Source organism: Pontibacter sp. HSC-36F09 (assembly GCF_024171605.1).
Lineage (GTDB): Bacteria > Bacteroidota > Bacteroidia > Cytophagales > Hymenobacteraceae > Pontibacter.
Window position 1 is genome coordinate 597,012 of record NZ_JALKAA010000002.1, and the last position, 24,751, is coordinate 621,762.

Consider the following 24,751-nt stretch of genomic DNA (forward strand, 5'->3'; position numbering starts at 1 on the left):
GCGCCATATTCAATCCACATTTCACTGGTTTTCTCTTGCATTATATTAACTTTGGAGCTTATCTCAGAAGAAGCATGCAAAATACAGCATCACACATACTTTCAGACAGAATCATGGCGCTGTCGGAGTCGCAGACTATCGCGATGGCCAAAAAAGGTCGTGAACTGGCCGCACAGGGATTTGATATCATCAACCTGAGCTTTGGAGAGCCGGATTTTCAAACGCCGCAGTACATCAAAGATGCCGCGAAGGAGGCGATCGATGAAGGCTTTACTTTCTATACCCCCGTACCGGGCTTTCCGGCACTGCGTCAGGCGATCGCCGATAAATTTAAGCGCGACAACAACCTGGACTATGGTCCAGAGAACATTGTGGTATCGACAGGGGCCAAGCAGTCCATTGCCAATGCGGTGATGTGTCTGGTGAATCCGGGGGACGAGGTGATCGTTTTCTCGCCTTACTGGGTGTCCTATGAAGAGATCGTGAAGCTGGCCGAAGGTATACCTGTGCCGCTGCAGGGTCGTCTGGAGAATGACTTTAAAGTGACGCCGGAGCAACTGGAAAGCGCCATTACCTCCAATACCAAACTAGTGATGTACTCCTCGCCCTGCAATCCGACGGGTTCTGTGTTCGACGAGCAGGAGCTGCTGGCGCTGGCCAAAGTGCTGGAGAAACATCCGCAGGTATACGTCATTGCCGACGAGATCTACGAGTACATCAACTTCGGGGAAAAACATGCCAGCATGGCCGGCTTTGATTTTATCAAAGACCGCGTGATCACGGTGAATGGTTTCTCGAAAGGGTACGCCATGACGGGCTGGCGCGTGGGCTACATTGCTGCGCACAAAGACATCGCCATTGCCTGTGAGAAAATGCAGAGCCAGATCACGTCCGGCACCTGCTCCATCGCCCAGAAGGCGGCCCATGCAGCGCTTTTGGGAGGAAATGAATCGGCTTTGGAGATGCGTGACGCTTACCTTCGTCGCCGTGACCTCGTACTGGAGATCATGCAAGGTATACCGGGCTTTAAGACCAACGTTCCGACCGGCGCTTTTTATATTTTCCCGGATGTGAGTTACTATTTCGGAAAGAGCTACAACGGCAACATCATCAGCAGTGCGCTCGACCTGAGTCTATACCTGCTCACCGATGCACATGTGGCCTTGGTAAGTGGCGAGGCATTCGGTGCGCCGCAGTGTATCCGTTTCTCGTACGCCACATCCGACGATAAATTAATCGAGGCGCTCCGCCGCATTAAGGAGAGCCTCGCCAAATTGCAATAATGAATCAGCATACCAATTTAGAAGATATATTCAGTGCCTTTGACAGCCTGACCGTGCTTATTGTGGGCGACGTGATGATCGACTCATACCTGTGGGGCAAGTCGACACGTATTTCACCGGAAGCACCGGTGCCGATTGTGAACGTAGTGAAGCGCGAGAAGCGACTGGGCGGAGCAGCCAACGTGGCCTTGAATGTGCAGGCCATGGGCGCGACCCCGCTGCTTTGTTCCGTGATTGGCGACGACCCGGATGGCGGAGATTTCCTGCGCCTGATGGAGGAACGCAATCTTTCCACAGAAGGCATCGTACAAAGCCCCGAGCGCGTGACCACCATCAAGCACCGCATAATAGCCGGTGGTCAGCAACTGCTGCGCGTGGACGCCGAGATTGAGCATAACCTGGCCGACTACGAGGAGCGCCATCTGGAGGAACATTACCTGAAACTACTCGAACGGGCTGATGTGATCGTTTTTGAAGATTATGATAAAGGAGTGTTCTCCGAGCAAAACATTACCCGTTTTATTCAGCTGGCTAACGAGCGCGGTATACCTTCTGTGGTGGACCCCAAAAAGAAGAACTTTTTGAGCTACAAGGGCTGCACACTATTCAAACCAAACCTGAAAGAACTCAAAGAGGGCCTGAAAGTTGACTTTGCCGACGAGAACCTGCCCGCTTTTGAAGAGGCTGTAGCACAACTGCAGAAACGACTGGAAACGCAGCAGGTATTGGTTACACTCTCTGAGCGTGGTGTGTTTGTGGCCAATGGCGAAGAAAAGACTTATATACCTGCGCACCGTCGCGCAATTTCTGATGTGTCCGGTGCCGGCGATACGGTGATCAGCATATCGGCGCTGTGTATGGCGCTGAAGACTTCGCTCCCTTTTATGGCCGGCCTGAGCAACCTGGGCGGTGGCCTGGTGTGCGAACAGGTAGGCGTGGTGCCTGTCGACAGAAACCGCTTGTTCCAGGAAGCAAAAGTGAACAGGCTGTACGAAACCCATGAACACCGAACGGCTTAACAGGCTCTTATACGGCAGTAAACTGTGGGCATACATGCTGATGCGCCGCACAACCTATGTGCTCACCATCGTGGCCATAGGTTTGTTGCTGTATGCACACGGTGTTGTAACAGACCCCGGAACTCTACAACTTATCTACTATGCCATCGACGCCATTCTTGGCGTCTTTGTCCTGATATACCTGTTGCGGATTCTGTATGGCTTTGAACGATTGAAATTCCTGCAGCGGACTTGGTTCGAGGGCACGTTGATGGGCCTCATTCTGATCAACCACGTAGGTACCTACCTGTTCAACTTCCCTGTCATTTACAATATTTTTGAGGGGCTGGGCATGCCGCTTTCAGTGGAGGTATACCGTATCCTGGTGTCGCTCTACATGCTCATGCTGCTGATCGTGGAGCTGCTCGAGACCCGGGTGCACCTGAAGACCCTGCAGGTAAAACCGGCTGTTATATTCCTGATGAGCTTTCTTTCGCTCATCGCTATTGGCACCGCCATGTTCATGTTCCCCAAAATGACCAACGACCCAGATGGCATGCGCTTCATTGATGCACTTTTTATGGCCACCAGTGCCTCATGCATCACCGGGCTGGCAGTAGTGGATCCGGGTACATACTTTACCCTTGCAGGGCAGGTAGTGCTTTTGGGGCTGGTGCAGTTGGGCGGTTTGGGCGTGATGACCTTTGCTACCTTCTTTGCAACGCTCATGCGACAAGGTATAGGTATAAAGCAGCACGTGGCCATGTTCGAGATAATGGAAAGCGAGTCCATCTCGTTCACAAAAGGACTGCTCCGCAAACTGATCATGATGACGCTTTCGATTGAGGCGTTCGGAGCTGTGATCATCTTTGCAACGTGGAGCAACGAAGTGGAGTTTGTGGGGCTGGGGAGCAAAATTTTCTTCTCCGTGTTTCATGCGGTGTCGGCCTTTTGTAATGCCGGCCTTTCCTTGTTCCCGGAAGGCCTCTACAGCAACCCGCTTCAAAACGCCTATGTCATGCACCTGACCATTGCGGCCATGGTTATCCTGGGCGGCATCGGTTTCCCGACCATGCTGGATGTGTTTTCCCCGGATGCCATGCGTACCCGAATGGCAATGCCCTGGCGCAACTGGAAAATGATGACACGCGTGACCGTGTATACCTCGGCTGCTCTCCTGGCCTTTGGTACCATTACCTTTTTCTTGTTGGAGTACTTCAACACCTTGTCTCACCTGAACTTTGCGGAGGCGCTCATCACGTCCTTTTTTCAGTCAGCCACTACCCGCTCGTCCGGGTTCCACACGGTAGATGTGTCAGCCATTTCGGTGCCGGCCCTGCTGATCATGATGATGCTGATGTTCATCGGTGCCTCGCCGGGCTCGATGGGCGGCGGTATCAAGACGACTACCTTTATGGTGATCATCCTCTCTGTGTGGACAACGATCGTAGGCAAACGTAACATCGAGATCGGTAAAAGAACCATCCCGCATTCGGTTTCTTACAAGGCTTTTGCGGTGTTCACATTCGCGGTGGTCTTTAACATCCTGTTTCTGATTATCCTCTCTATTTCAGACTCGCAATTTGATATTCTTCGCCTGGCTTTTGAGCAGGTCTCGGCCTTTGGCACGGTGGGCCTGAGCACCGGTATAACGGCCGGGCTTTCAGACATAGGCAAGATGGTTATCATTATGTCGATGTACATTGGCCGGGTAGGTACCCTGACGTTGGCGCTCGCTATCAGCACACGGGTTCCTTCTACGGCCTACAAATACCCGGATACTCACCTTTCGATCGGATAAGGTATAGCTAGTACGTATAAGACAGCAGATATGGGAATTGAAAATCCTACGCAAACGACAGGAGTAGTGGATACTACTGAAGTGCATAAAGCTATATGAGTACAGAAAGACTCAACAGAGCGTTATACGGCAGCAAACTGAGGGTATACGCCATCATGCGCCGGACGACTTACCTGCTCACGCTGATATCGGTGGGCCTGCTGGTTTACGCACATGGTATGGTGGAGGACCCGGATACTGTACAAAAAGTGTTTTATGCCATAGACGGGATTTTTGCAGTCTTTGTAACCATTTACCTGCTCCGGATACTGTATGCCTTTGAACGCGTGAGGTTTCTGAGGCGCACCTGGTTTGAAGGCACCCTGATGGCGATCGTTTTCATCAACCTGGTGGGCACCTATTTGCTGCAACTGCCCATTATTTACAACCTGTTTGATAGCGTTGATATAAAGGTTTCAGTGGAGCTGTACCGGGTGGCGGTGTCAGTATACATGCTGGTGCTGCTTCTGATAGAGTTGCTGGAAACCCGGGTCTACTTCAAGGTCCTGCAGTTTAAGCCGACGGTTGTCTTCCTGCTGAGCTTCGTGTTCCTGATCTTATTGGGTTCCGGGCTCCTGATGATGCCGAACATGATTACCTCGCCGGGCAGTATGCGCTACATCGATGCCCTTTTTATGGCTACCACAACCTCCTGTGTAACAGGTCTGGTGGTGGTGGACCCGGGCACGTACTTCACGTTTTCAGGGCAAGTGGTACTGCTCATGTTGATACAGCTGGGAGGATTGGGCATTCTGACCTTCGCCACATTCTTCGTTTCGCTTATGCGGCAGGGGATGGGCATCAAACAACACCTGGCCATGTACGAGATCCTGGAAAGTGACTCGATCTTCTCCACCCAACACCTGTTGCGCAAACTGGTGTTGATGACTTTTACGATCGAAGCGGTCGGGGCGCTGATTATCTTTACGACCTGGGACAAAAACCTGGAATTCGTCAGCTTGGGCAGTAAAATATTTTACTCCGTTTTTCACTCGGTTTCGGCTTTTTGCAATGCGGGCATCTCCCTATACCCGGAGGGGTTGTACACAGCGGCAGTACGCAATTCGTACGCGTTACATCTTGTCATCGCGGTGCTGATTATTCTGGGCGGTATCGGTTTCCCGACTATGATTGATGTACTATCTCCTCAGTCGATCCGCGCCCGTATGAGGGCCCCGTGGAAAAACTGGAGACTGCTCACCCGCATCAGCATTTATACTTCTATCGGTTTGATTGCCCTGGGTACCGTGGGGTTTTTCCTGTTGGAGTACTTCAACACGCTGGCGCACCTGAACTTTGGGGAAGCCGTTATCACATCCTTTTTCCAGTCTGTCACCACCCGCACGGCCGGCTACAACACCGTGGATATTTCGGCTCTATCGGTGCCAACCCTGCTGATGTTCATCTTTCTCATGTTTATTGGGGCTTCTCCTGGTTCCACGGGCGGGGGTATCAAGACGACCACATTCCTCATCATTTTGCTTACTGTGTGGACTACCATCCGGGGTAAGCGCTACGTGGAGATTGGCAAGAGAACGATTCCGCACGCTGTGTCCTACAAAGCCTTTTCAGTGTTTGTCTTTGCCGCCATACTCAACCTCCTGTTCCTGTTTACTCTTACCATCACTGATTCTCAGTTTGACGTGATGCGGCTCGCCATTGAGCAGGTATCGGCTTTTGCCACAGTAGGGCTGAGCACAGGTATAACGGCCGGCATGTCGGACGCCGGAAAAGGGGTGTTGATTCTATCCATGTTCATCGGGCGGGTAGGTACGCTTACTCTTGCTGTTGCGCTCAGTACCCGCACCACCACAACCGCTTACAAATTCCCGGAAACGCATGTGCCAGTCGGGTAAGAGGGTTTTGGTGTTAACAATTAGTTGTGGAGTGTATAGAGCAGAGTGTTTGACGGGGATTATATTCAGACATTTATATTCCCGACCCTTCATAACAGCGAAGGCCCGCCAAATAGGCGGGCCTTCGCTGTTATGTATGAAAAGGTCAATTCTAATCTCTTAACTCTAAAACTCTCCAACTCCTAAACTTCCAAACTCCTTCACCGTCTGAATAAAGCATTTTACCTTCTCAGGATCAGTGTCCGGGTATACGCCGTGGCCGAGGTTGGCAATGTGACGCTGTGGTCCAAACTCCTTCAGCATTTTGATGGTTTCGTCCTGGATAGTCTCAAATGAACTGTAAAGCAGGCAAGGGTCCATGTTGCCTTGCAGCGTTTTGTTCGGACCAACCTGTGCTCTGGATGTTTTGATATCCATATTCCAGTCAAGGCCAATGGTTTCGCAGTTTAGTTTGCTGAAATCCTCCAGCGCAAAGAAAGCACCCTTGGCAAAAACCGTTACCGGTACATCGTTTATGGCGTTGCAAATTTCGGTGATGTAAGGCAGTGAGAACTCACGGTAGTGCGTCGGAGGCAGGATTCCTGCCCAGGAGTCGAATACCTGAATCAGGTTAGCGCCTGCCTCTACCTGTGCTTTCAGGTAGGCAATGGTGGTATCGGTGATCATGCGCAGCATCTGGTGCGCCAGTTTCGGATTGGTATACAGCAAACCGCGGGCATGCGAGAACGTCTTGGAGCCGCTGCCTTCCACCATGTACGCCAGGATCGTCCACGGCGCGCCGGCAAATCCGATAAGCGGCACGCGTCCGTTCAAGGCTCTTTTGGTCACTTTGATGGCTTCCAGCACATAACCCAGGTGCTCGTGCGGGTCGGCAACGCGCAAACGGGCCAGGTCAGCCTCAGTGCGGATAGTTTTTGGGAACCAGGGACCGCGCTTCTCTACCATTTCGTAGGTACAGCCCATTGCCTCCGGCACCACCAGGATGTCAGAGAAGATGATGGCAGCGTCCACGTCCAGAATATCCACAGGTTGGATGGTCACTTCAGCGGCCAGATCCGGTGTTTCCACCAGTTCCTTAAATCCGCTCAGGCTTTCGCGTACGGCTCTGTATTCAGGTAAGATGCGGCCGGCCTGGCGCATCAGCCACACCGGAGTACGTTCTACGGTCTCTCCTTTGGCGGCTCTTATAAGCAGGTCATTCTTCAGTTGCATGGCACAAAGATACGTTAAAATTGCTGACTGTCGGAAGATGATTGTTATCACCAAAAGGACATGAGCTATACCTGACTGTTAAAATGTTTTACTCTTGCTCATAGAAGAATGTTAGGTTTTGTTTTCGCCTGTCCGGCTAGGGTTTGCAGGTATAGCGGTGGTGGTGTGAGTGTCCTCCACTATTGACTAATATGGTGGGGTCTCTGGCCCAGGTATAGGTATAGGTATAGGTATAGGTGCGCCTTTGCTCCATACCGTAAGTTTAGTGTCAGAGTAACTGGTAATGGCACATGTGGCCAGTTTGTAATTGGCGTAGCTACTGCTGTAGGTATAGCAACTTATTCATTCTATAGTTTCGCCTGTGCGGCGGGCACCTACTTTTTTTCTTGACAAAAAAAGTAGGCAAAAAAGTCAAGACCCTCCAAACTCGCTGAACGCTCGAACAGTGGAGTGTCGTTTGGTGCACTTGGCTGATGTGATCTGTTTCATAGGTTAAGGGGCAAGTTACTCTTGCTATACCTACCAGTGGTACGTGCTAAGAGGCTTATACCTGACACAGGTAATGACAGAAGTCCCCCCTTTGAAGGGGGCAGGGGGATGACAATCGTGCACAACTCCTTCCCCTATTATGGGGGTAGGGGGCCTCTTTAAATCAAGAAGATACTGAGTCACACAAAAAACAGCCCCTGTATACCTGTTACAATAAAATTGACCCCTATCGACAGTACTATAAAACCCATTATTCTCGATAATGCTGAGAGTCCCGCCTTGCCCATAAACTGCAGCAACTGGTGGGAGAAGATAAGGATGAGATAGGCGACCACGGCTAGCGCAACAATAGCAGTTACCACCAAGCCCAAATCCGTAACCTGTAGCGCATCAGAGTATAGACTAATACTCACGGCGATAGCTCCCGGACCCGACAACATGGGCATGGCGAGCGGTGCAAAGGAAATGTCTTCTTTCTGCATGCTCTCTTTCATCACGCCTTTCGACACTTTTTTGCCTCGGTGTGCCTTGCTGGAAAGCAGTTCGAAGCCTGCTTTCATAATCATCAGTCCGCCCGCAATGCGGATGTCGTGTAACCGGATACCGAAAAAGTTGAGCACGTACTGCCCGGCCAGAAAAAAAACGGCCAGTATTAGGGCCATGTAAATACAGGCTCGCAAGGCCTGTTGGTTGCGATTTGAAGGGGTATCGTCCTGGGTGAGCGTTAAAAAGACGGGCATCGCTCCGAAGGGGTTCACTACACTAAACAGGGCCGAAAAAGTGGCCAGCATCATTTCCATAGCTTGGTCAGGCGTTATTCTGATGCAAAGCTAGGGAGGTGAAATTACGCCTGCGTTACCGTCGCGTTGTATGATTGTTAAGTGTGTTGTGACTACGACAAAAACAGCGCGTAAATAGCTGACACGATGAAATTCACACCAATCGACAGCACAATAAAACCCATGATGCGAGAGAGCGCAGAGAGACCTGCCTTGCCCATGAAACGCGTGAGCTGGGTCGAGAAGCGAAGGATCACGTAGCTGATTGCGGCGAGCAGGATGATGCCGATAAGAATCAAAGTCATATCCAGGAAAGAAAGCGAAGTGGTAAACAGACCGATGCTCACCGCAATAGCTCCCGGCCCCGACAACATGGGCATGGCCAGCGGCGTGAAGGAGATGTCTTCTTTTTGCTGCGCTTCTTCCACCACATCCGGCGACACTTTTTTAGTACTGCCACCTGGGGTAAGCAGGTCAAATCCTGCCTTCATAATCATCAGTCCGCCAGCGATGCGCAGGTCGTGGATGCGGATACCAAAGAAGTTGAGCACGTACTGCCCGGCCAGAAAAAAGACCGCCAAAATGCCCACCATGAAGAGACAAGCCTTGAGCGCCTGTTGGTTACGTTGTTCAGTTGTGTCGTTCTGAGTAAGAGTCAGGAAGACCGGCATGGCGCCGAAAGGGTTCACAACGGAGAAGAGGGCAGAAAGCGTAGCAAGAATAATTTCCATGAATGCGATAAACGTATAGCCAACAATATAGTTTTTAATCAATATAAAAACAAAGAAGCGCGGGCGGCAGGTATAGAAATTCTCTAGGGGGAAGGCCGATTAAAACATAATCCTTAATTTTGGGTAGAAAACACCCTAAGCAACAATACTATGAAAGGAGAGGTAAAGCTCGGGATACTGGGCGGCGGGCAGCTGGGCCGCATGCTGATTCAGGCCGGGCTCGATTTTAATATTTATACCCTGGTACTCGATCCGGACGAGAACGCACCTTGCAAGGACGTGTGCCACGAGTTCTTCGTGGGCAGTTTCCGCGACTTCGACACCGTCTATGAATTCGGCAAGAACTGCGACGTCCTCACCATCGAGATCGAGCACGTAAACGCCGATGCCCTGGAGAAACTGGAGCAGGAAGGCGTGAAGGTATACCCGGACGCTAAAACGGTGCGCACCATTCAGGACAAAGGATTTCAGAAAGAGTTCTACCGCCAGCACGCTATACCTACCGCTGATTTCAGAATCTTGAAAGACGCCGAGGAATTAAAATCCAACACGGACTTTTTGCCCGCTTTCCAGAAGCTGCGCCGCGAAGGCTACGATGGCCGAGGCGTAACCCGCCTGCAGAACGAGGCCGATCTGGGCAAGGGCTTCACTGAGCCGTCGGTGCTGGAGAAACTAGTGGATTTTGAGAAGGAGATCTCTGTGATCGTGGCCCGCAACGCCAGCGGACAGGTGACCGCCTTCCCGGTAGTGGAGCTGAGCTTCAATCCGGAGCACAACCTCGTGGACTCGCTTTTTGCGCCTGCCAACGTGCCCTACAAAATGCAGCGCATGGCCATCGAGATCGCTACCCGCGTGATCGAATCCTTCGACATGGTCGGGATACTGGCTGTGGAGATGTTCCTGACCAAGGATGGGCAGATACTGGTGAACGAGGTGGCGCCGCGTCCGCACAACAGCGGTCACCATACCATCAAGGCCAACTACACTTCGCAATACGAGCAGCACCTGCGCGCCATCCTCAACCTGCCACTGGGAAGCACCGATATCCAGAGTGCCGCCGTGATGCTTAACCTCTTGGGGGAACCGGGCTACGATGGCGAGGCAAAATATGAAGGTCTGCAGGAGGCGCTGGCCGTGCCGGGTGTCTACATTCACCTGTATGGCAAGAAATATACCCGTGCCGCCCGCAAGATGGGCCACATCACCGTGTTGGGCAGCGACCTGCAGGAGGCGCAGCAGCGGGCTGAGCAAATCCGTAACGTAATCAAAGTAATCGCATAATTATGGCTAATGAAACAACCACACAGCCGCTTGTAGGCATTATCATGGGCAGCCAGTCTGACATGAAAGTAATGGAAGCGGCGGCTGAGATCCTGGAAAACCTGGGTGTTCCTTTTGAGATCACGATCGTGTCGGCGCACCGTACCCCGCACCGTATGTTTGAGTATGCCGAGCAGGCCCGCAAAAAAGGCCTGAAGGTGATCATCGCCGGAGCAGGCGGCGCAGCCCACCTGCCAGGTATGGTGGCCTCGATCACGACACTTCCGGTTATCGGCGTGCCGGTGAAGTCAAGCAACTCCATCGACGGCTGGGACTCGGTACTCTCGATCCTGCAAATGCCGGGCGGCGTGCCGGTGGCCACTGTGGCACTAGACGGTGCCCTGAATGCAGGTATACTGGCTGCTCAGATTATCGGTACTTCCAACGCTGCCGTGGCAGATAAGCTGGAGAAGTATAAGGTTGGTCTGAAAGATAAAGTTATGCGCTCGGTAGAAGAATTACGGCGCGGTGATCGTGATCTTGATTAAGTTATAGTCTATTCTAATAACAAAAAGGGCCGCAGTATAAATACTGCGGCCCTTTTTGAAAGCTCTAAAACCTATACCCTGCCATTATGCTGAATCCTTTAACACTGCTGGCAAGGCTTCGGATATTGGAGATACCCTCTGTTGTCTCGTACCTTGTCTCGATGAGTAGTGCCCTGTTATGCATTGGGTACAGGATACCTATACCTGCCTGCGCACCGAACATATACTGCTTAAAAATGCTGCCCGGCATGGCTTCTGACACTTCGGTATAGCTGGTGTTATGAAAGGTGCTGGTTTTGGTTTCTACTCTGTCTGTGCTGATAGCATAAGAATAAGAAACTCCGGCGTTTACAAATGGTCTGAACTTGCCTTTGGGAAAGGTATAGCGTAGTTGAGCAGGGAGCTTCAGGTAGTGCAGATCGAGGAGAATATCGTGTTGTGTAGTTCTACCTGAGTTATTTACATCTCTGATCTCACCTTCGAAGCGATAGGGGGTGTAAAGTAACTCCAGTACCAGTGTTAGCTTTTCGCTGATGGTTGGATTGGAAACTTCGAGGGCTACTCCACCTCCCAGACCCAGACCGGTAGTGCTGAACGAAGCTTCTGAATAAGGGTGCTCTCCTGTCATTTGCAGCGTGGGCTTTGAGATAAAGAGCACAGGATACGGTTTTACAGTCGTTTTGCGGGATGGCTGCACATACTGGTTGCTGTCCATGCATTCATTGTAGTCATTGACTATTTTGGTTAGGCCACCGTGTCGGAATGTTGTGTTCCTAAACCGCTCTTCTGACATGGCGGGGCAGTCGGCAAAGGCTGACCCTAGCACACCAAGGTATAGCTTATCCACCATCCGGAAGGTTTTGCCGGTCTCAGGATCTTTCTTGTTGTAGACATTCTCTCTGAGTTCCACCAGGTCGTCTCCGTCTTTCGACAGATAAAAGTGGTCCAGGTCCGAGTCATCCCGATACGAGTAAAGAGAGGCTCTGCCTTTTGTCAGTACCTGCAAAAATAAACGCAGCACAGGCTGTGCCCCATCGGCAGGTATAGTATGCGCCTCGTATACCTTGTTTTCTTTTACAAAGCCATAGCCAGTCAGCTGGTCAGGAGAATAGGCTTGCTCTGCAGCACCTGGATTAGCCTTAAAAGTAGTGGTTTTAGAATTACGGATTGCCCCCCGGTAATCGACGTACCCTTGCAGCGTATCGTAGTTCTGGACGATGTAGCCTTCCCTGAAATCTTTTTGAGCAAAAGCGGGTGCAGCGACTAATAAAGTGAGGATAAAGATTAGGTAGAGCTGTTTCATTAAGCTGTTTTAAAGATAGTTCGCGTTGGATATAGATAAATAAATATATATTATAAACCTGCGGAAAATAGAGGCCTATTCAAATGACGATGTGCCTGAGTGGATAAGAAATACCAACATAATACTTAAAGGACAAAGTGATGCGCCCGGTAGAGGAGTTGTGGTGCGGTGACCACGGGTTGACTATTAAACAGAGCATCACGACATATGAAGAGGACCGTAGCGTTTAAGCTGCGGTCCTCTTCATATGTCGCTGACTGATACGTTCAGATTTATACTCCATCAATATTCAGATCCGAACGGGATCTTCAAGGTATAACTATAATCTATAAGATAGTACCAGGAACATGCTCTTGATGCTCGTAGAATGACTTGTATAGCGTGACACACCATCGTTGACTTCGTAGCGTGCTTCCAGGCTAAGCGGTTTGTTAAAAACCGGGTAAGAGATACCTATACCAGCTGCCACGCCTCCGGAAAGCGTCAGAAAACCATCATCTTCCAGAAAAGGTTTTGTAGTTGTGCGCGTTGAACTACCAAATGTAGACGCGGTAGTCATCTCATTTTCCTGCGATGCTACCAGGTTAATGACCGGGCCGATGTTGATGTACGGTCTGATCACCCCTTTAGGGTAGGTATAGCGGGCCAGAACAGGGATTTTCACATGTTTCACATCCAGCCAGATTTCGCTGGTGGAGACACCCGGCACCATCGGGTCATCTTGAAGACTCCCCTCGAAATAATTAGGAGCATACAGCACTTCTACCTGTAACGACAGTTTCTCACTGATGGTAGGCACCGAAAAGTTAAATGAGGCACCCAACACAGGCTTAATAGATGTGTTGTCGAAAATCTGATCCGAATCTTCTATCTTATAGGCAAGCGTTGAACTGCTCATACCTGCAATAGGTCCCAGCGCAACACGTATTTTCTTCGGTACTTTGCTGTACTCCTCCTGACCAACACACTCATTGTATTTCTTAACTATACTCGACAGCGAGTTAAGGCCCAGCACTACCTTGTCTACATCAGTTTCAGTGATAGAGTTGCAGTCCAGGAAAGTTTGCATCAGAAGCGGTTTATAGAGCTCACGGCGCATGAGGTTGATATGACCTAGTTTGCGGCCTTCCTGCATATTTTTTTGTTTAAAGTCCTCCACCCGTAGTTCCTTGAGCGGCTCTTCGTCTTTGGAGATGTAGAAGCGGTCTTTCTGCATTTGGTCACGCAAGAGGTACAGGTTGGCTTTGCCTTTAACCAGCAACTGTGCAAAAAGTGTTTGTTCTGTGCTCAGGGTATCAAAAGCCGGCACCAGTTTAGATTCATAGTACTTCTGCTCTTGCCGGAAACCATACCCCTGTATTTGAGTTGGTGTAAAATCCTGTTGGTTAGCAGCATTGTTGCTTTTAAAGGAGATCTGGTGCGTATTGCGTTGCGCACCGCGGTAGTCGACTAAACCGCTGGCTGTGTCGCCATTCTGGACAATGTAACCCGGTCGGAAATCTGATTGGGCGAAGGCCTGCGAGAGGAATAAAAAAGTAATAAGGGTCAAATAAAGTTGTTTCATCAGCTTGATTTAAATGATCTGTTTAAGTAAATATAGATATTTATAGGTATAGACAGAAGTTCTGAATAAGTTTTATAAAAAATCTCTATTCATTATAATCAAAAGTAAAACCCTGCACCCAGGTTCATCCTGTGCACATTCAGGTTAGCCTCTGTATCACTTCCCCGATTAAAACCAGATTGGTAGTTCAGGGCATTAGCCTTCAGTTCTATACCTAGTCTGTCGCTCGGGAAAAAGACAAGGCCAGGTGACAAGGTGCCAAATAAAGAGAGCCCTTTTGAGCGTGCCGTCGATAAGGATTGTGAGCCACCCGTTGGAGTCGTGGGGTCACCGAACTGCCCGGTGCCTATAAAGTTGTGCTCTGCCCTCGTGCTGATCCACGCAAAGCCAGCTTTACCCTCTGCAAACAGGGCAAACTTATTACTTAGGCTAACATAGTAGCGAGCCATAGGTCCTATGTTATAAGAGTGCGCTATGGTTTTACTGTCATAATGATAAAACGTATTCGAACTGCCAGGTGCTGAGGTTCTTTCCTGACGGTTTGCAGCATATTGATAACCATAACTGAGGCCAACTACCAGTTTGTCTTTAATAAAGTAGCCCACAGAAGATGCCACCTCAAAAGAGGTGATTTTACTAAACTCGTCGGGTTTGGAAAAGCCTGCTCCTGCCTGTATGCCGGCGAACCTGCTACCTGATTGGAGTTGGGCGAAGGAGCTGCTGGCTACCAGCAGGGCCAGGATGGTGAGGAGAATTGTTTTCATGGTTTGTAGAATGTCCATGAAATATAGGGGTAAATAAATATCTCTGAAAACCCATTCACCGAATTTTTACAAGGAGGCTTAGGTTAGTTTGCTATTTTACAGGCAGGTATAAAAAAGAATCCCCTGTCGGGAGGCCCAACAGGGGATTCTGTGTATAATTTGAGTTAATGCTTACTTTTTGCCGTCTACTTCTTCGTAGTCTACGTCAGTTACGCCGCCATCGTCAGTGGTAGCGCCCTGCGGACCGCCAGCCTGCTGACCGTTACCGGCTGCACCTGCTGCGCCTTCCTGTCCGCCTCCGGCAGCGTACATCTCCTGAGAGGCCGCCTGCCAGGCATTGTTAAGGCTTTCGATCGCGCGGTCTATACCTGCAATGTCTTTGGCACCGTGTGCTGTTCTGAGTTCGCCCAGCGCAGTTTCGATGTTAGACTTGTTGCCTTCGGATAGTTTCTCACCATACTCCTTCAGCTGCTTTTCGGTCTGGAAGATCATCGAGTCGGCTGCGTTCAGCTTTTCGATTTCTTCTTTCGCCTTCTTGTCAGCTTCGGCGTTGGCTTCAGCTTCCTGACGCATTTTCTCGATCTCCTGCTCGCTCAGACCAGAAGAAGCCTCGATGCGGATCTTTTGCTCTTTGCCAGTTGCTTTGTCCTTGGCCGTTACATGCAGGATACCGTTGGCGTCGATGTCGAAGATAACCTCGATCTGCGGAACACCGCGCGGTGCTGGTGGAATGCCGTCCAGGTGGAATCGTCCGATTGTACGGTTATCCTTGGCCATTGGACGTTCACCCTGCAGAACGTGAATCTCTACCGACGGCTGGTTGTCAGATGCTGTTGAGAACGTCTCAGACTTCTTCGTAGGTATAGTCGTGTTCGATTCGATCAGCTTGGTCATTACACCACCCATCGTCTCGATACCCAGTGAAAGCGGGGTTACGTCCAGCAGAAGTACATCTTTTACTTCACCTGTCAGTACACCACCCTGAATCGCAGCACCAATCGCTACCACCTCATCCGGGTTCACACCTTTAGAAGGCTTCTTGCCGAAGAACTTCTCTACTTCTTCCTGTACTTTAGGTATACGGGTAGAACCACCTACCAGAATCACTTCATCAATGTCAGAAGTTGACAGGCCGGCATCCTGAAGCGCTTTCTTGCAAGGCTCCATAGAGCGGCGAACCAAATCGTCTGTCAGCTGCTCGAATTTAGCGCGCGTCAGTTTGCGTACTAAGTGTTTCGGCACACCGTCTACCGGCATGATGTATGGCAGGTTGATTTCTGTTTCGTTTGAAGAAGAAAGCTCCACTTTTGCTTTCTCAGCGGCTTCTTTCAGACGTTGCAAAGCCATTGGGTCTTTGCGCAGGTCCAGGCCTTCGTCGTTCTTGAACTCGTCAGCCAGCCAGTTGATGATCTTCTGGTCGAAGTCATCACCACCCAGGTGTGTGTCACCGTTGGTAGAAAGTACTTCAAACACGCCGTCACCCAGCTCCAGGATAGAGATATCAAACGTACCGCCACCTAAGTCGAATACCGCGATCTTCTGATCTTTGTGTTTTTTGTCGAGGCCGTAAGCCAGCGCTGCTGCTGTCGGCTCGTTGATGATACGCTTCACTTCAAGACCTGCAATCTGACCAGCCTCTTTCGTAGCCTGGCGCTGAGCGTCGTTGAAGTAAGCCGGAACCGTAATAACGGCTTCTGTTACCGTTGTACCCAGGTAATCTTCTGCCGTAGCCTTCATTTTCTGAAGCACCATTGCCGAGATTTCCTGTGGCGTATACTGGCGATCGCCAATTTCCACACGGATGGTGTTGTTGCCACCCTGTACCACTTTGTAAGACACCTGCTTGGCTTCTTCACTCACTTCATTGTAGCTGTGGCCCATGAAGCGCTTAATAGAAGCGATCGTGTTTTGTGGGTTTGTGATTGCCTGACGCTTGGCAGGGTCACCTACCTTGCGCTCGCCTTTGCCACCATCTAAGAAAGCGACAATAGACGGAGTAGTTCTGCGGCCTTCGCTGTTAGGAATAACCACTGGCTCGTTACCTTCCATAACGGCAACGCAGGAGTTGGTTGTACCTAAGTCAATACCAATTATCTTTCCCATTCTATAGTTTTATAATGATTCGAATACAATTTCTTTTTTACTGTTGCTAGCAATCTATCAAGGTATGTGCCAAGGCGTTTTATACCTGTTTTGCCTGTCATTCTGTCACAAGTGTGCGGGCTGAGATTCCTTTTGTCGCTTTTACGTGAACACAACTTTCATAACTAAGACACTTTTGCCTGCAATTGTCAAGGTATAGCAATGCAAGACGGTAAAATTTATACCTGTTATGCTGATGCTCAAGAATAAAAAAGCCCTCTCACTGGAGGGCTTTTTAAATATGCTTATATAGAAATTACTAGCGTGCGATCACCATTTTCATGGTCGATGTTTTTCCTTTTGTGTTGATGCGGTACAGGTAGGTGCCGCTCGGAAGCGTACTGCCATCGAACTTCACCTCGTGGTTGCCGGACGTCTTCGTGTCAGATACAAGCGTTTTGATTTTCTTGCCCATAATGTCCAGCACCTCCATCGTCACAAAGCCTTCGTTTTCCAGGCTATACTGGATGGTGGTTGTTTCGGCAAAAGGATTCGGATAGGCGATGGTCTTCGTGTGTGCGGCTTCTGCTATTTGCATCGCCGAAGTGCTTGCAGCGGCAAGTTCGTTCCAGCCGTTGAAGGTGCGTGTCACGATCACGGCAAAATCAGCGCGGGTCACATTTGCTTTTGGCTTAAAGGTAGCGAGCAGTACCGGCTGCAGGTCGTTCGGCCCCTGTGTGACAGCATAGAAGGCGTTGATCAGGTTCAGTTCCAGTGCTACGCTCACGTAACCTTCCAGGCCAGCAGGTATATCCTTGGCGTCCTCTATCGGGTAGGTATTGCCGTTGAGCGTTACAGTTGGCGCTGTGCCATTACGTTTAATTGCCTCAGCTTCCTGACCAAGCGCTTGCACCAGCGAGTAGGCTAGGCTTGCTCTGCTCACCGTGCCACTCGGGCTGAATTTGCCGGCAGAGGCCAGCGTCATCAATCCGCCAAAGGTATGGAAACCGTCTCGTATGGCAGCGCCTTTTGCGGTCACCGATTCAGCCAGCAGTTTCTGTCCTGCCGCTACATCAGTGAAGGAAACCGCTCCGTTTGTAGGTATATACTGACGAACGCCCTGACCCATCATCAGGTAATCAGCCAGCTCGATTCGCTTCAGTGGGGCGTCGGGCTTAAAGGTGCCGTCGCTGAACCCATCCGCCAGACGATCTCCAACGGCCAGTTCTATGGCCGATTTAGCAGGGTGACTGGCAATGTCGCTTAATCCTGAAGTACCCAGAATTTGTGTTTGCGTGACCTTTATATCGATTGCTTCCGGGAAGCCTGCCCCTTGCAACCCGTACACGACGGCTTTCCACTGGCCTGCCATCGGGTTGGCAACAGCAACGGCACGATCAGTGTACAGAGTAAATAATGCCGAGATTCCTGAACTGTAGATGGTTCCGTCTGGTGCAACCAGGCGCAGACCAACAGGGTTGCCTGTCTCGCCTAGTAGACCCTTTGCAAACATTTTCGCCTCTATACCTGATACGCCGGCTGCCACTTTAAACGTGCTCTCGTTGCTGGCAGCAGTAGCCGGGTTGTAGTTGATCGGAAGCGTTTGTTCTGAAGCCGAGGAGTTGATATTGCTGTTGAATTTTCTGGTGATGTTCAGCTGAGAGCCAAAAGATGTGTTTCTGAAGATATGATCCACGGCGGCATAAGCGTTCACATAGCCTGCGCCCACTTCCCAGGGCTCTCGGCCCGGTATGTTGGTGGCAGTCTGCTGCAGGATAGATTTCACCTGGTCCGGAGTCAGGGCCGGGTTCGCTTCCAGCATCAGGGCGACGATGCCTGCCACGTGCGGTGTAGCCATGGAGGTACCGCTCATGTGCGTGTAGAAAGGCACCTCGGCAGGTTCTAATGTTTCCACGTCCTGTTGGGCGGCGAGCGAGGCAACTGGGCCGATCACTCTGGTAGAGACTACATCAACGCCGGGGCCTACAATGGTTGGTCTGTTTTCAACAGTCCAGGTTTTTCCATCATAGGTCAGTTTCTCTTTATGGTTTCGAACTCCTCTGGAAGAGAAATCGGCCAGTCTGCCGTAGCGGTCACCGGCGCCAACAGAAATTACCCAGGGAGCGATGGCGTATGGGTTGTGCGTATCGGAACCCGGACCTTCGTTGCCGGCGGCGAATACTGAAATGATGTTCTTTTTGTAAGCTGCGAGTGAGGCCACGTTCACAGGGTTGTTCACATCAAAAGGACCCGATGAACCCCAGGAGTTACTCATCACGCGGATGCCGTAACGGGCCTGGTTCAGCATAACCCAATCATAGGCGCCGAGCGCATCCAGAATGAAAAGCGCTCCACCGGAACCGTATCCGATCAGGTCAGCTCCTGTGGCCACACCTGCATACTTGCCTTTCGACATGGTGCCCAGTCCACCTACAGAGCCGGCGCAATGGGTGCCGTGGCCGGAGTTAGTGTCGGTGTTCGGCACATTCTCCAACCAAACAGGTGGCAGCAGCGCCACAAGGCTGTTCAGGTTAGTAGTGCCCAGCACGTTCTGTTTCAGGTTCTTGCCTAGCTTCAGGTCTTCGTGCGTACCATCTACGCCACTGTCATTGATGACGACTGTCACGCCCTTTCCTGAAACCGGAAGTCCGCCGTTTCGGGTCGTCATTTCCATATCGTTGCGGAGCCGTTGCACGCCTGTCAGATGGGTGTCGTGGTGGTTAAAGTAAGTCAGCTTTTTATTGAGGTAGAGGGAGCGCACCTGTGCGTTTCTGGCCAGGGCATCTACCTGCGCACTGGTAGCCAGCACGCCCACAATGGGCAAAGACTGCAATGAAATGCCTGTGGTGATACCGAGTAGCTTTAACGATAAGATGTTGCTGCTGCTCGGTGCTTTATCGCCATGAAAAGTGACAATTACCTGCTGTGGTAATAAAGACGACTGCAATGCCTGTCGTAATTCGGGGTCGACAGTAGCTTGTGCAAACGCACTACTTGCCAGGAAGCATAGTGCGGCAACCAATGTAAAGAATCTGTTCATAGGGGAGTTGTTTTTTGGTTAGAAATGGTACTGGAATAGGATAGCAGGGAGAGCAACTATTCTATCATGCGTGATAATGAGCTTTATACTTGGTTTGCACTATATTGGTTTGTGTTGATTAGTGAAGATTAAAAAATTTAAAAAGAGTGGCTTTTCGATGGTTAAACACCTTATTTACAGTTCATAAGCAAATTCATTAACTTTTGTGATTTATGAATTTACCGAGCTATACTTTAAATTTTTGTTTTGGTATTAAACCAATAAGTAAAATTAATTTTTGTATTCTTTTAGAAATAAATACTTATTAGCTGACGCACAAACACGCAAGTTTTTCCGGATGCTCTTCCTATAGATAGAGGGCGATATTTTTGTACCCGCCCTTAGAAGGTATAGCTTGTCCGCTGTTTCGATTTGCTATTTTGGCTAAACTTTTATAAATCAGTTCACCAAAAAAAGTCTATCAACCTATTGCTCACCTTTACATGAAAAGCACCTTTTTTAGAACAGGCACAACGGCTTGTCTCTTGCTGGCACTGACTTTTTTGTCGCCTGAAGCGGTGGCGCAGAAACAGAGGCCGCGCAACAGCAAGCAGAAAGAAGCTGCCGCCCCATTCGACGCTAAGCTTTACAAAGGCATGACCTGGCGCTCCATCGGTCCTTTCCGGGGCGGGCGCTCTGCTACCGTGACGGGCGTACCCGGTAAACCCAATCTATATTATATGGGCTCCGTGGGTGGCGGTGTCTGGCGCACCTCCGATGGTGGCTCCACCTGGGAGAACATCTCGGATGGCTTCTTTGGCGGCTCCATCGGGGCAGTGGCTGTGAGTGAGGCTGATCCGAATGTGATTTATGTGGGAGAAGGGGAGAAGACGGTGCGCGGCAATGTGTCATCCGGACACGGGATGTGGCGCTCGGTGGATGCCGGCAAATCCTGGCAACACATCGGGCTGAAAGATTCCAAGCACATTGGCCGTATCCGTATCCATCCGCAAAACCCGGACATTGTGTATGTGGCAGCCATGGGCGACCTGTACAAATCGCACGAGGAGCGGGGTGTGTTCAAGAGCGCCGACGGCGGCAAGACCTGGAAACGCACGCTCTTCGCTAACAAAGATGCCGGCGCTGTGGACCTCGTGATCGACCCGAATAACCCACGCGTCCTGTACGCGACCACCTGGAACGTGCGCCGCAATCCTTATAGCCTGTCTTCCGGCGGACCTGGTTCGGGCATCTGGAAAAGTACTGATGGCGGCGACTCCTGGAAAGAGATCTCACGGAACGAAGGCCTGCCGAAGGGTACGCTGGGTATCATAGGTATAGCTGTTTCTCCTGTCAATTCCAACCGCGTATTTGCCATGGTAGAGGCGGAGGAAGGCGGGCTTTTCCGCTCCGATGACAGCGGCCTGACCTGGCAGAAAGTGAACGACGACCGCAACCTGCGCCAGCGCGCCTGGTACTATACCCGCGTGTATGCCGACCCGAAAGACGAGGATGTAGTATACGTGCTGAACGTGGCCTATCACCGCAGCAAGGACGGCGGCAAGACCTTCACCTCTGCCTACGCTGGGCACAGCGACCACCACGACCTTTGGATCGCACCGGAAAACCCTTCGCGCATGGTGATCGCTGATGACGGCGGAGCACAGGTGACTTCGGACGGTGGCATGAACTGGAGTACCATGAACAACCAGCCGACGGGCCAGTTCTACCGCGTGGTAACCGACAACCATTTCCCGTACCGCATCTACGGCGCGCAGCAGGACAACTCCACTGTTCGCATCAGCCACCGCTCTACCGGGTATAGCATTACCGAGAATGACTGGGAGGAGACAGCCGGCTCGGAGAGTGCGCACCTGGCCGTGAATCCGGAGAACCCGGAAATCGTGTATGGCGGCAACTACGGCGGCTTCCTCTCGCGGGTGGACCATAGCAACGGGCAGGAGCGGGTGATCAACGTATGGCCGGATAACCCGATGGGGCACGGTGCTGAAGGGATGAAGTACCGCTTCCAGTGGAATTTCCCGATCATGTTCTCACCAAACGATCCGAAGAAACTCTACACCACGTCCAACCACGTGCACGTCACCTACAACGAGGGGCAGTCATGGGAGACCATCAGCCCGGACCTGACGCGAAACGATTCTACCAAACTGGGGCCATCGGGTGGGCCCATCACCAAGGACAACACCAGCGTGGAGTACTACGGCACTATCTTCGCCATCAGCGAATCGCCGGTGGAACCGGGCGTGATCTGGACTGGTTCTGATGACGGCCTGCTGCATGTGACACGCGACAACGGCAAGAACTGGGCGAAGGTGCAGCCGAAAGGGATGCCGGAGTGGATCCAGATCAACAGCATCGAAGCACACCCAACGCAAAAAGGCGCCGCTTACGTGGCCGCCACCATGTACAAGTCCGGCGACTTCAGTCCCTACCTGTACAAGACCACCGACCACGGCAAGTCCTGGACGAAGATTACGACAGGTATACCGGGTCACCACTTCACCCGTGTGGTGCGTGCCGATCCAAAGCGCAATGGTTTGCTATACGCCGGTACCGAGTATGGCATGTATGTGTCGTTCAACGATGGGCAGAGTTGGCAACCTTTTCAGCTGAACCTACCGATCGTGCCGATAACGGATTTGACCATCAAGAATGATAACCTGATTGCCGCCACTCAAGGCCGTAGCTTCTGGATCATCGACGATTTGACGCCTTTGCACCAACTGAACGAAGGTATAGCCAAGAGCAAGTTTCACCTATATCAGCCGCTGGATACTTACAAGATGGACGGTGGCAACCGTGGCCTTTCCAAAACAGCGGGCGAGAACCATCCGGGTGGTGTGATGGTGCACTACTGCCTGCCACAGAAGCCTGATTCGGCGACCGTGGTGCAACTGGAGATACTGGACCAGAACGGCAAACTGATTCGTAACTATGTGAGCAATGCCAAAGAAAAGAAGGACAAGCTGGAGGTGAAGGAGGGACTGAACCGCTTCGTGTGGGACATGCGCTACCCGGAGGCGAGCAAGTTTGACGGCATCATCCTGTGGGGTGGTGGTCTGCAGGGGCCGAAAGCTATACCTGGTACTTACAAAGCGAAACTCACGGTGAACAAGGAAAGCCAGGAGACGGACTTCACCATCCTGCCTGACCCGCGCACCCAAGCCACACCTGAGGACAGGGCAGCCCAGTTCACCTTCCTGACAGAGGTGCGCGACAAACTCACCGAAACGCACGATGCGATTAAGGACATCCGGACTATGCGCGCGCAGCTCAATACACTTAAGGGCAACCTGAAGGGGCAGGAGAACTATAAAGATGTAGTGGAATCAGCCACGGCTATCGACAAGAAGATCACGGCCATTGAAGAGGCGCTTTACCAGACCAAGAACCGCAGTGGACAGGACCCGCTTAACTTCCCGATCCGGCTCAACAACAAGTTGGCGAACCTGGTAGGGCAGGTGAGCACCGGCGACTTCCGTCCGACCGATCAGGCTTATGCCTTCAAAAAGGAAATCACAGCCCAGATCGACGAGCAGTTGAATATGTTTAAGCAAGTGCAGACGCAGGATGTGCCGGCCCTGAACAAACTGGTGAAGGAGAAAGGCGTGGACGCGATCTCCGTGAAGAAAGCAGAAACTGCCCCGGCAACGGGGGCTTTATAAGGTATAGCTATACCTGAAAAAATGGAAAGCCCTGCCAGCAATGGCAGAGCTTTCTTGTTTGCATAAATTTGCGTTTTTAGGTCTTCGGCAATTATCTCAACCAGGCAGCATTTTACGGTTGCCACAGGTATAGAACAGGTATAGGCCTATTCCTTCTCCACCACCAAAGCCGCTTTTTGCACTTCGCCTTCATGCGCCTGGCCTGGGTAGGGCTTCACACCTTTCAGGGTGAAGGTATAGTTAACACCGCCGACCTCTGCCACCAGGGTATGGGTTTCTCTTATGCCATCGGTTCCGCAGTCGCCGATGCAAAGCGTGATGTTCTCGTTAGCGCCCTGGCTGTTGGAGGCACGCAGCGCAACAGTGGCGTTGCCCGCCGTCACACAGTTAACATCGGTCGGGCAGCGGGAATCCTGGATACTTTTCAGGGCAACGATCAGACGGCGGGGCACCCCCTCCCCGTACATCGTAATTTGCCCGTACTGCTGCAGGAGCGCCTCCTGGCCAAATTTCAGGTCGCCTTCTTCTTGCATGGACGAGGCGACTTCGTGTGCTTCTTCTGGCTGACACTCGGTCAGGAACGCCAAAGCAAGCAGAGGATAAAACAGTTTAATCATATATTTATTGGTTAATCAACCTTAGGAGCCCATAAAACGGAGGATGGTTGCAATTAGTACGCAAATTTTAAAGACTAGTGTCGCCACATTGCTTATCTGCCGCAATTGTTGGATATTGGGCTTTCATACCTATCGCATCCTATTTACGTGAGTACCAGTACTGCCACCCTTGTGAAACAGAAAGTAAGAACGCTTGCCGACAGGTTGCGAAACTTTCGGACCTACCACCGCTACCTGGGGCTTTTTATGGGCGTGCTTATCCTGATCAGCAGCACAACCGGTATACTGCTGGGCTGGAAGAAGGATGTGGACCTGTTGCAACCACCTACCCATAAAGGAGCCAGCACCGACCTGCAACAGTGGCTGCCCATTGCCGAACTATCCTCGCGCTCCCTGGCCGGTTTAGACTCAGCCGCCGCCGTTCAGAATAACCCCATCGACCGCATCGAAGCCCGTCTCGATAAAGGCATCGTCAAAACTATTTTCAAAGAAGGCAGTTGGGAAGTGCAGCTGGATGCGAGCACCGGCAAAGTCCTTTCCGTTGCCCGCCGCCATTCTGATTGGATCGAGAAAGTACACGACGGCTCCATCATCAGCGACATTTTCAAACTGATTTCCATGAACGTGCTGGGCCTTGGGCTGCTTATCCTTTCCGTCACAGGATTCTTTTTGTGGTTCTACCCAAAACAGATCAGAAAGATTAAAAGCGAGTAAGCA

General features: G+C 51.2%; 17 protein-coding genes. 8 read left to right on the top strand and 9 right to left on the bottom strand.

What is annotated here, in order from left to right:
• Positions 1-74: 74 nt before the first annotated feature.
• The 4 genes from L1278_RS08620 (at position 75) to L1278_RS08635 (ending at position 5,977) form a co-directional block, all read left to right on the top strand.
• On the top strand, positions 75-1,283 hold the full coding sequence (locus L1278_RS08620; protein ID WP_253402888.1) for a pyridoxal phosphate-dependent aminotransferase: 1,209 nt from the start codon (positions 75-77) through the stop codon (positions 1,281-1,283).
• Complete coding sequence (locus tag L1278_RS08625) at positions 1,283-2,302, top strand: bifunctional heptose 7-phosphate kinase/heptose 1-phosphate adenyltransferase (RefSeq protein ID WP_253402890.1); 1,020 nt, start codon at positions 1,283-1,285, stop codon at positions 2,300-2,302. Before L1278_RS08620 ends, L1278_RS08625 begins: the two co-directional genes overlap by 1 nt.
• Entirely contained in the window at positions 2,283-4,082 is a 1,800-nt protein-coding gene (locus L1278_RS08630; RefSeq protein WP_253402892.1) for a TrkH family potassium uptake protein, read from the top strand. Before L1278_RS08625 ends, L1278_RS08630 begins: the two co-directional genes overlap by 20 nt.
• Before the next feature lie 95 nt (positions 4,083-4,177).
• A complete protein-coding gene (locus tag L1278_RS08635; protein ID WP_253402894.1) occupies positions 4,178-5,977 on the top strand; it encodes a TrkH family potassium uptake protein in 1,800 nt (599 codons plus the stop codon).
• Positions 5,978-6,142: 165 nt separating this feature from the next.
• Here the strand turns inward: L1278_RS08635 and hemE are convergent, their stop codons facing one another.
• The 3 genes from hemE to L1278_RS08650 all read right to left on the bottom strand — a co-directional run bounded on the left by hemE (position 6,143) and on the right by L1278_RS08650 (position 9,188).
• Entirely contained in the window at positions 6,143-7,189 is a 1,047-nt protein-coding gene (hemE, locus tag L1278_RS08640; protein ID WP_253402896.1) for a uroporphyrinogen decarboxylase, read from the bottom strand.
• A 668-nt stretch (positions 7,190-7,857) separates the two neighbouring features.
• On the bottom strand, positions 7,858-8,478 hold the full coding sequence (locus L1278_RS08645) for a MarC family NAAT transporter (protein WP_253402898.1): 621 nt from the start codon (positions 8,476-8,478) through the stop codon (positions 7,858-7,860).
• Positions 8,479-8,570: 92 nt separating this feature from the next.
• Complete coding sequence (locus L1278_RS08650) at positions 8,571-9,188, bottom strand: MarC family NAAT transporter (RefSeq protein ID WP_253402900.1); 618 nt, start codon at positions 9,186-9,188, stop codon at positions 8,571-8,573.
• A 150-nt stretch (positions 9,189-9,338) separates the two neighbouring features.
• Here L1278_RS08650 and L1278_RS08655 point away from each other — a divergent pair, with 150 nt between their 5' ends.
• Together L1278_RS08655 and purE are read left to right on the top strand one after the other, a co-directional pair.
• Positions 9,339-10,469, top strand: a complete 1,131-nt coding sequence (locus tag L1278_RS08655) for a 5-(carboxyamino)imidazole ribonucleotide synthase (protein ID WP_253402902.1) — start codon at positions 9,339-9,341, stop codon at positions 10,467-10,469.
• 2 nt (positions 10,470-10,471) lie between these two features.
• Positions 10,472-10,996, top strand: coding sequence for a 5-(carboxyamino)imidazole ribonucleotide mutase (gene purE, locus L1278_RS08660; RefSeq protein WP_253402904.1), 525 nt, complete (start codon positions 10,472-10,474; stop codon positions 10,994-10,996).
• A 64-nt stretch (positions 10,997-11,060) separates the two neighbouring features.
• Here the strand turns inward: purE and L1278_RS08665 are convergent, their stop codons facing one another.
• From L1278_RS08665 to L1278_RS08685, 5 genes are all read right to left on the bottom strand, one after another.
• Positions 11,061-12,299, bottom strand: coding sequence for an outer membrane beta-barrel protein (locus tag L1278_RS08665; RefSeq protein ID WP_253402906.1), 1,239 nt, complete (start codon positions 12,297-12,299; stop codon positions 11,061-11,063).
• Between the two features lie 319 nt (positions 12,300-12,618).
• Positions 12,619-13,863: a porin family protein gene (locus L1278_RS08670; RefSeq protein ID WP_253402907.1), complete on the bottom strand. Its 1,245-nt coding sequence runs from the start codon at positions 13,861-13,863 to the stop codon at positions 12,619-12,621.
• A 98-nt stretch (positions 13,864-13,961) separates the two neighbouring features.
• Positions 13,962-14,627 (bottom strand): outer membrane beta-barrel protein, encoded by a 666-nt coding sequence (locus tag L1278_RS08675; RefSeq protein WP_253402909.1) that lies wholly within the window; start codon positions 14,625-14,627, stop codon positions 13,962-13,964.
• 171 nt (positions 14,628-14,798) lie between these two features.
• Entirely contained in the window at positions 14,799-16,730 is a 1,932-nt protein-coding gene (gene dnaK, locus L1278_RS08680; RefSeq protein WP_253402911.1) for a molecular chaperone DnaK, read from the bottom strand.
• A gap of 298 nt (positions 16,731-17,028) precedes the next feature.
• A complete protein-coding gene (locus L1278_RS08685; protein ID WP_253402913.1) occupies positions 17,029-19,749 on the bottom strand; it encodes a S8 family serine peptidase in 2,721 nt (906 codons plus the stop codon).
• A 482-nt stretch (positions 19,750-20,231) separates the two neighbouring features.
• On the opposite strand from L1278_RS08685, the gene L1278_RS08690 reads away from it, so the two are divergent.
• On the top strand, positions 20,232-23,417 hold the full coding sequence (locus L1278_RS08690; protein WP_253402915.1) for a glycosyl hydrolase: 3,186 nt from the start codon (positions 20,232-20,234) through the stop codon (positions 23,415-23,417).
• Between the two features lie 146 nt (positions 23,418-23,563).
• On the opposite strand, the gene L1278_RS08695 is transcribed toward L1278_RS08690, so the two are convergent.
• On the bottom strand, positions 23,564-24,034 hold the full coding sequence (locus tag L1278_RS08695; RefSeq protein WP_253402917.1) for a hypothetical protein: 471 nt from the start codon (positions 24,032-24,034) through the stop codon (positions 23,564-23,566).
• Positions 24,035-24,205: 171 nt separating this feature from the next.
• On the opposite strand from L1278_RS08695, the gene L1278_RS08700 reads away from it, so the two are divergent.
• On the top strand, positions 24,206-24,748 hold the full coding sequence (locus tag L1278_RS08700) for a PepSY domain-containing protein (protein ID WP_253402919.1): 543 nt from the start codon (positions 24,206-24,208) through the stop codon (positions 24,746-24,748).
• The last annotated feature ends 3 nt before the right edge of the window (positions 24,749-24,751 follow it).

Excerpts from the sequence above, each read along its gene's own strand:
- L1278_RS08620 (WP_253402888.1), top strand. The coding sequence starts at position 75 with ATGCAAAATACAGCATCACACATACTTTCAGACAGAATCATGGCGCTG.
- L1278_RS08625 (WP_253402890.1), top strand. The coding sequence starts at position 1,283 with ATGAATCAGCATACCAATTTAGAAGATATATTCAGTGCCTTTGACAGC.
- L1278_RS08630 (WP_253402892.1), top strand. The coding sequence starts at position 2,283 with ATGAACACCGAACGGCTTAACAGGCTCTTATACGGCAGTAAACTGTGG.
- L1278_RS08635 (WP_253402894.1), top strand. The coding sequence starts at position 4,178 with ATGAGTACAGAAAGACTCAACAGAGCGTTATACGGCAGCAAACTGAGG.
- hemE (WP_253402896.1), bottom strand. The coding sequence starts at position 7,189 with ATGCAACTGAAGAATGACCTGCTTATAAGAGCCGCCAAAGGAGAGACC.
- L1278_RS08645 (WP_253402898.1), bottom strand. The coding sequence starts at position 8,478 with ATGGAAATGATGCTGGCCACTTTTTCGGCCCTGTTTAGTGTAGTGAAC.
- L1278_RS08650 (WP_253402900.1), bottom strand. The coding sequence starts at position 9,188 with ATGGAAATTATTCTTGCTACGCTTTCTGCCCTCTTCTCCGTTGTGAAC.
- L1278_RS08655 (WP_253402902.1), top strand. The coding sequence starts at position 9,339 with ATGAAAGGAGAGGTAAAGCTCGGGATACTGGGCGGCGGGCAGCTGGGC.
- purE (WP_253402904.1), top strand. The coding sequence starts at position 10,472 with ATGGCTAATGAAACAACCACACAGCCGCTTGTAGGCATTATCATGGGC.
- L1278_RS08665 (WP_253402906.1), bottom strand. The coding sequence starts at position 12,299 with ATGAAACAGCTCTACCTAATCTTTATCCTCACTTTATTAGTCGCTGCA.
- L1278_RS08670 (WP_253402907.1), bottom strand. The coding sequence starts at position 13,863 with ATGAAACAACTTTATTTGACCCTTATTACTTTTTTATTCCTCTCGCAG.
- L1278_RS08675 (WP_253402909.1), bottom strand. The coding sequence starts at position 14,627 with ATGAAAACAATTCTCCTCACCATCCTGGCCCTGCTGGTAGCCAGCAGC.
- dnaK (WP_253402911.1), bottom strand. The coding sequence starts at position 16,730 with ATGGGAAAGATAATTGGTATTGACTTAGGTACAACCAACTCCTGCGTT.
- L1278_RS08685 (WP_253402913.1), bottom strand. The coding sequence starts at position 19,749 with ATGAACAGATTCTTTACATTGGTTGCCGCACTATGCTTCCTGGCAAGT.
- L1278_RS08690 (WP_253402915.1), top strand. The coding sequence starts at position 20,232 with ATGAAAAGCACCTTTTTTAGAACAGGCACAACGGCTTGTCTCTTGCTG.
- L1278_RS08695 (WP_253402917.1), bottom strand. The coding sequence starts at position 24,034 with ATGATTAAACTGTTTTATCCTCTGCTTGCTTTGGCGTTCCTGACCGAG.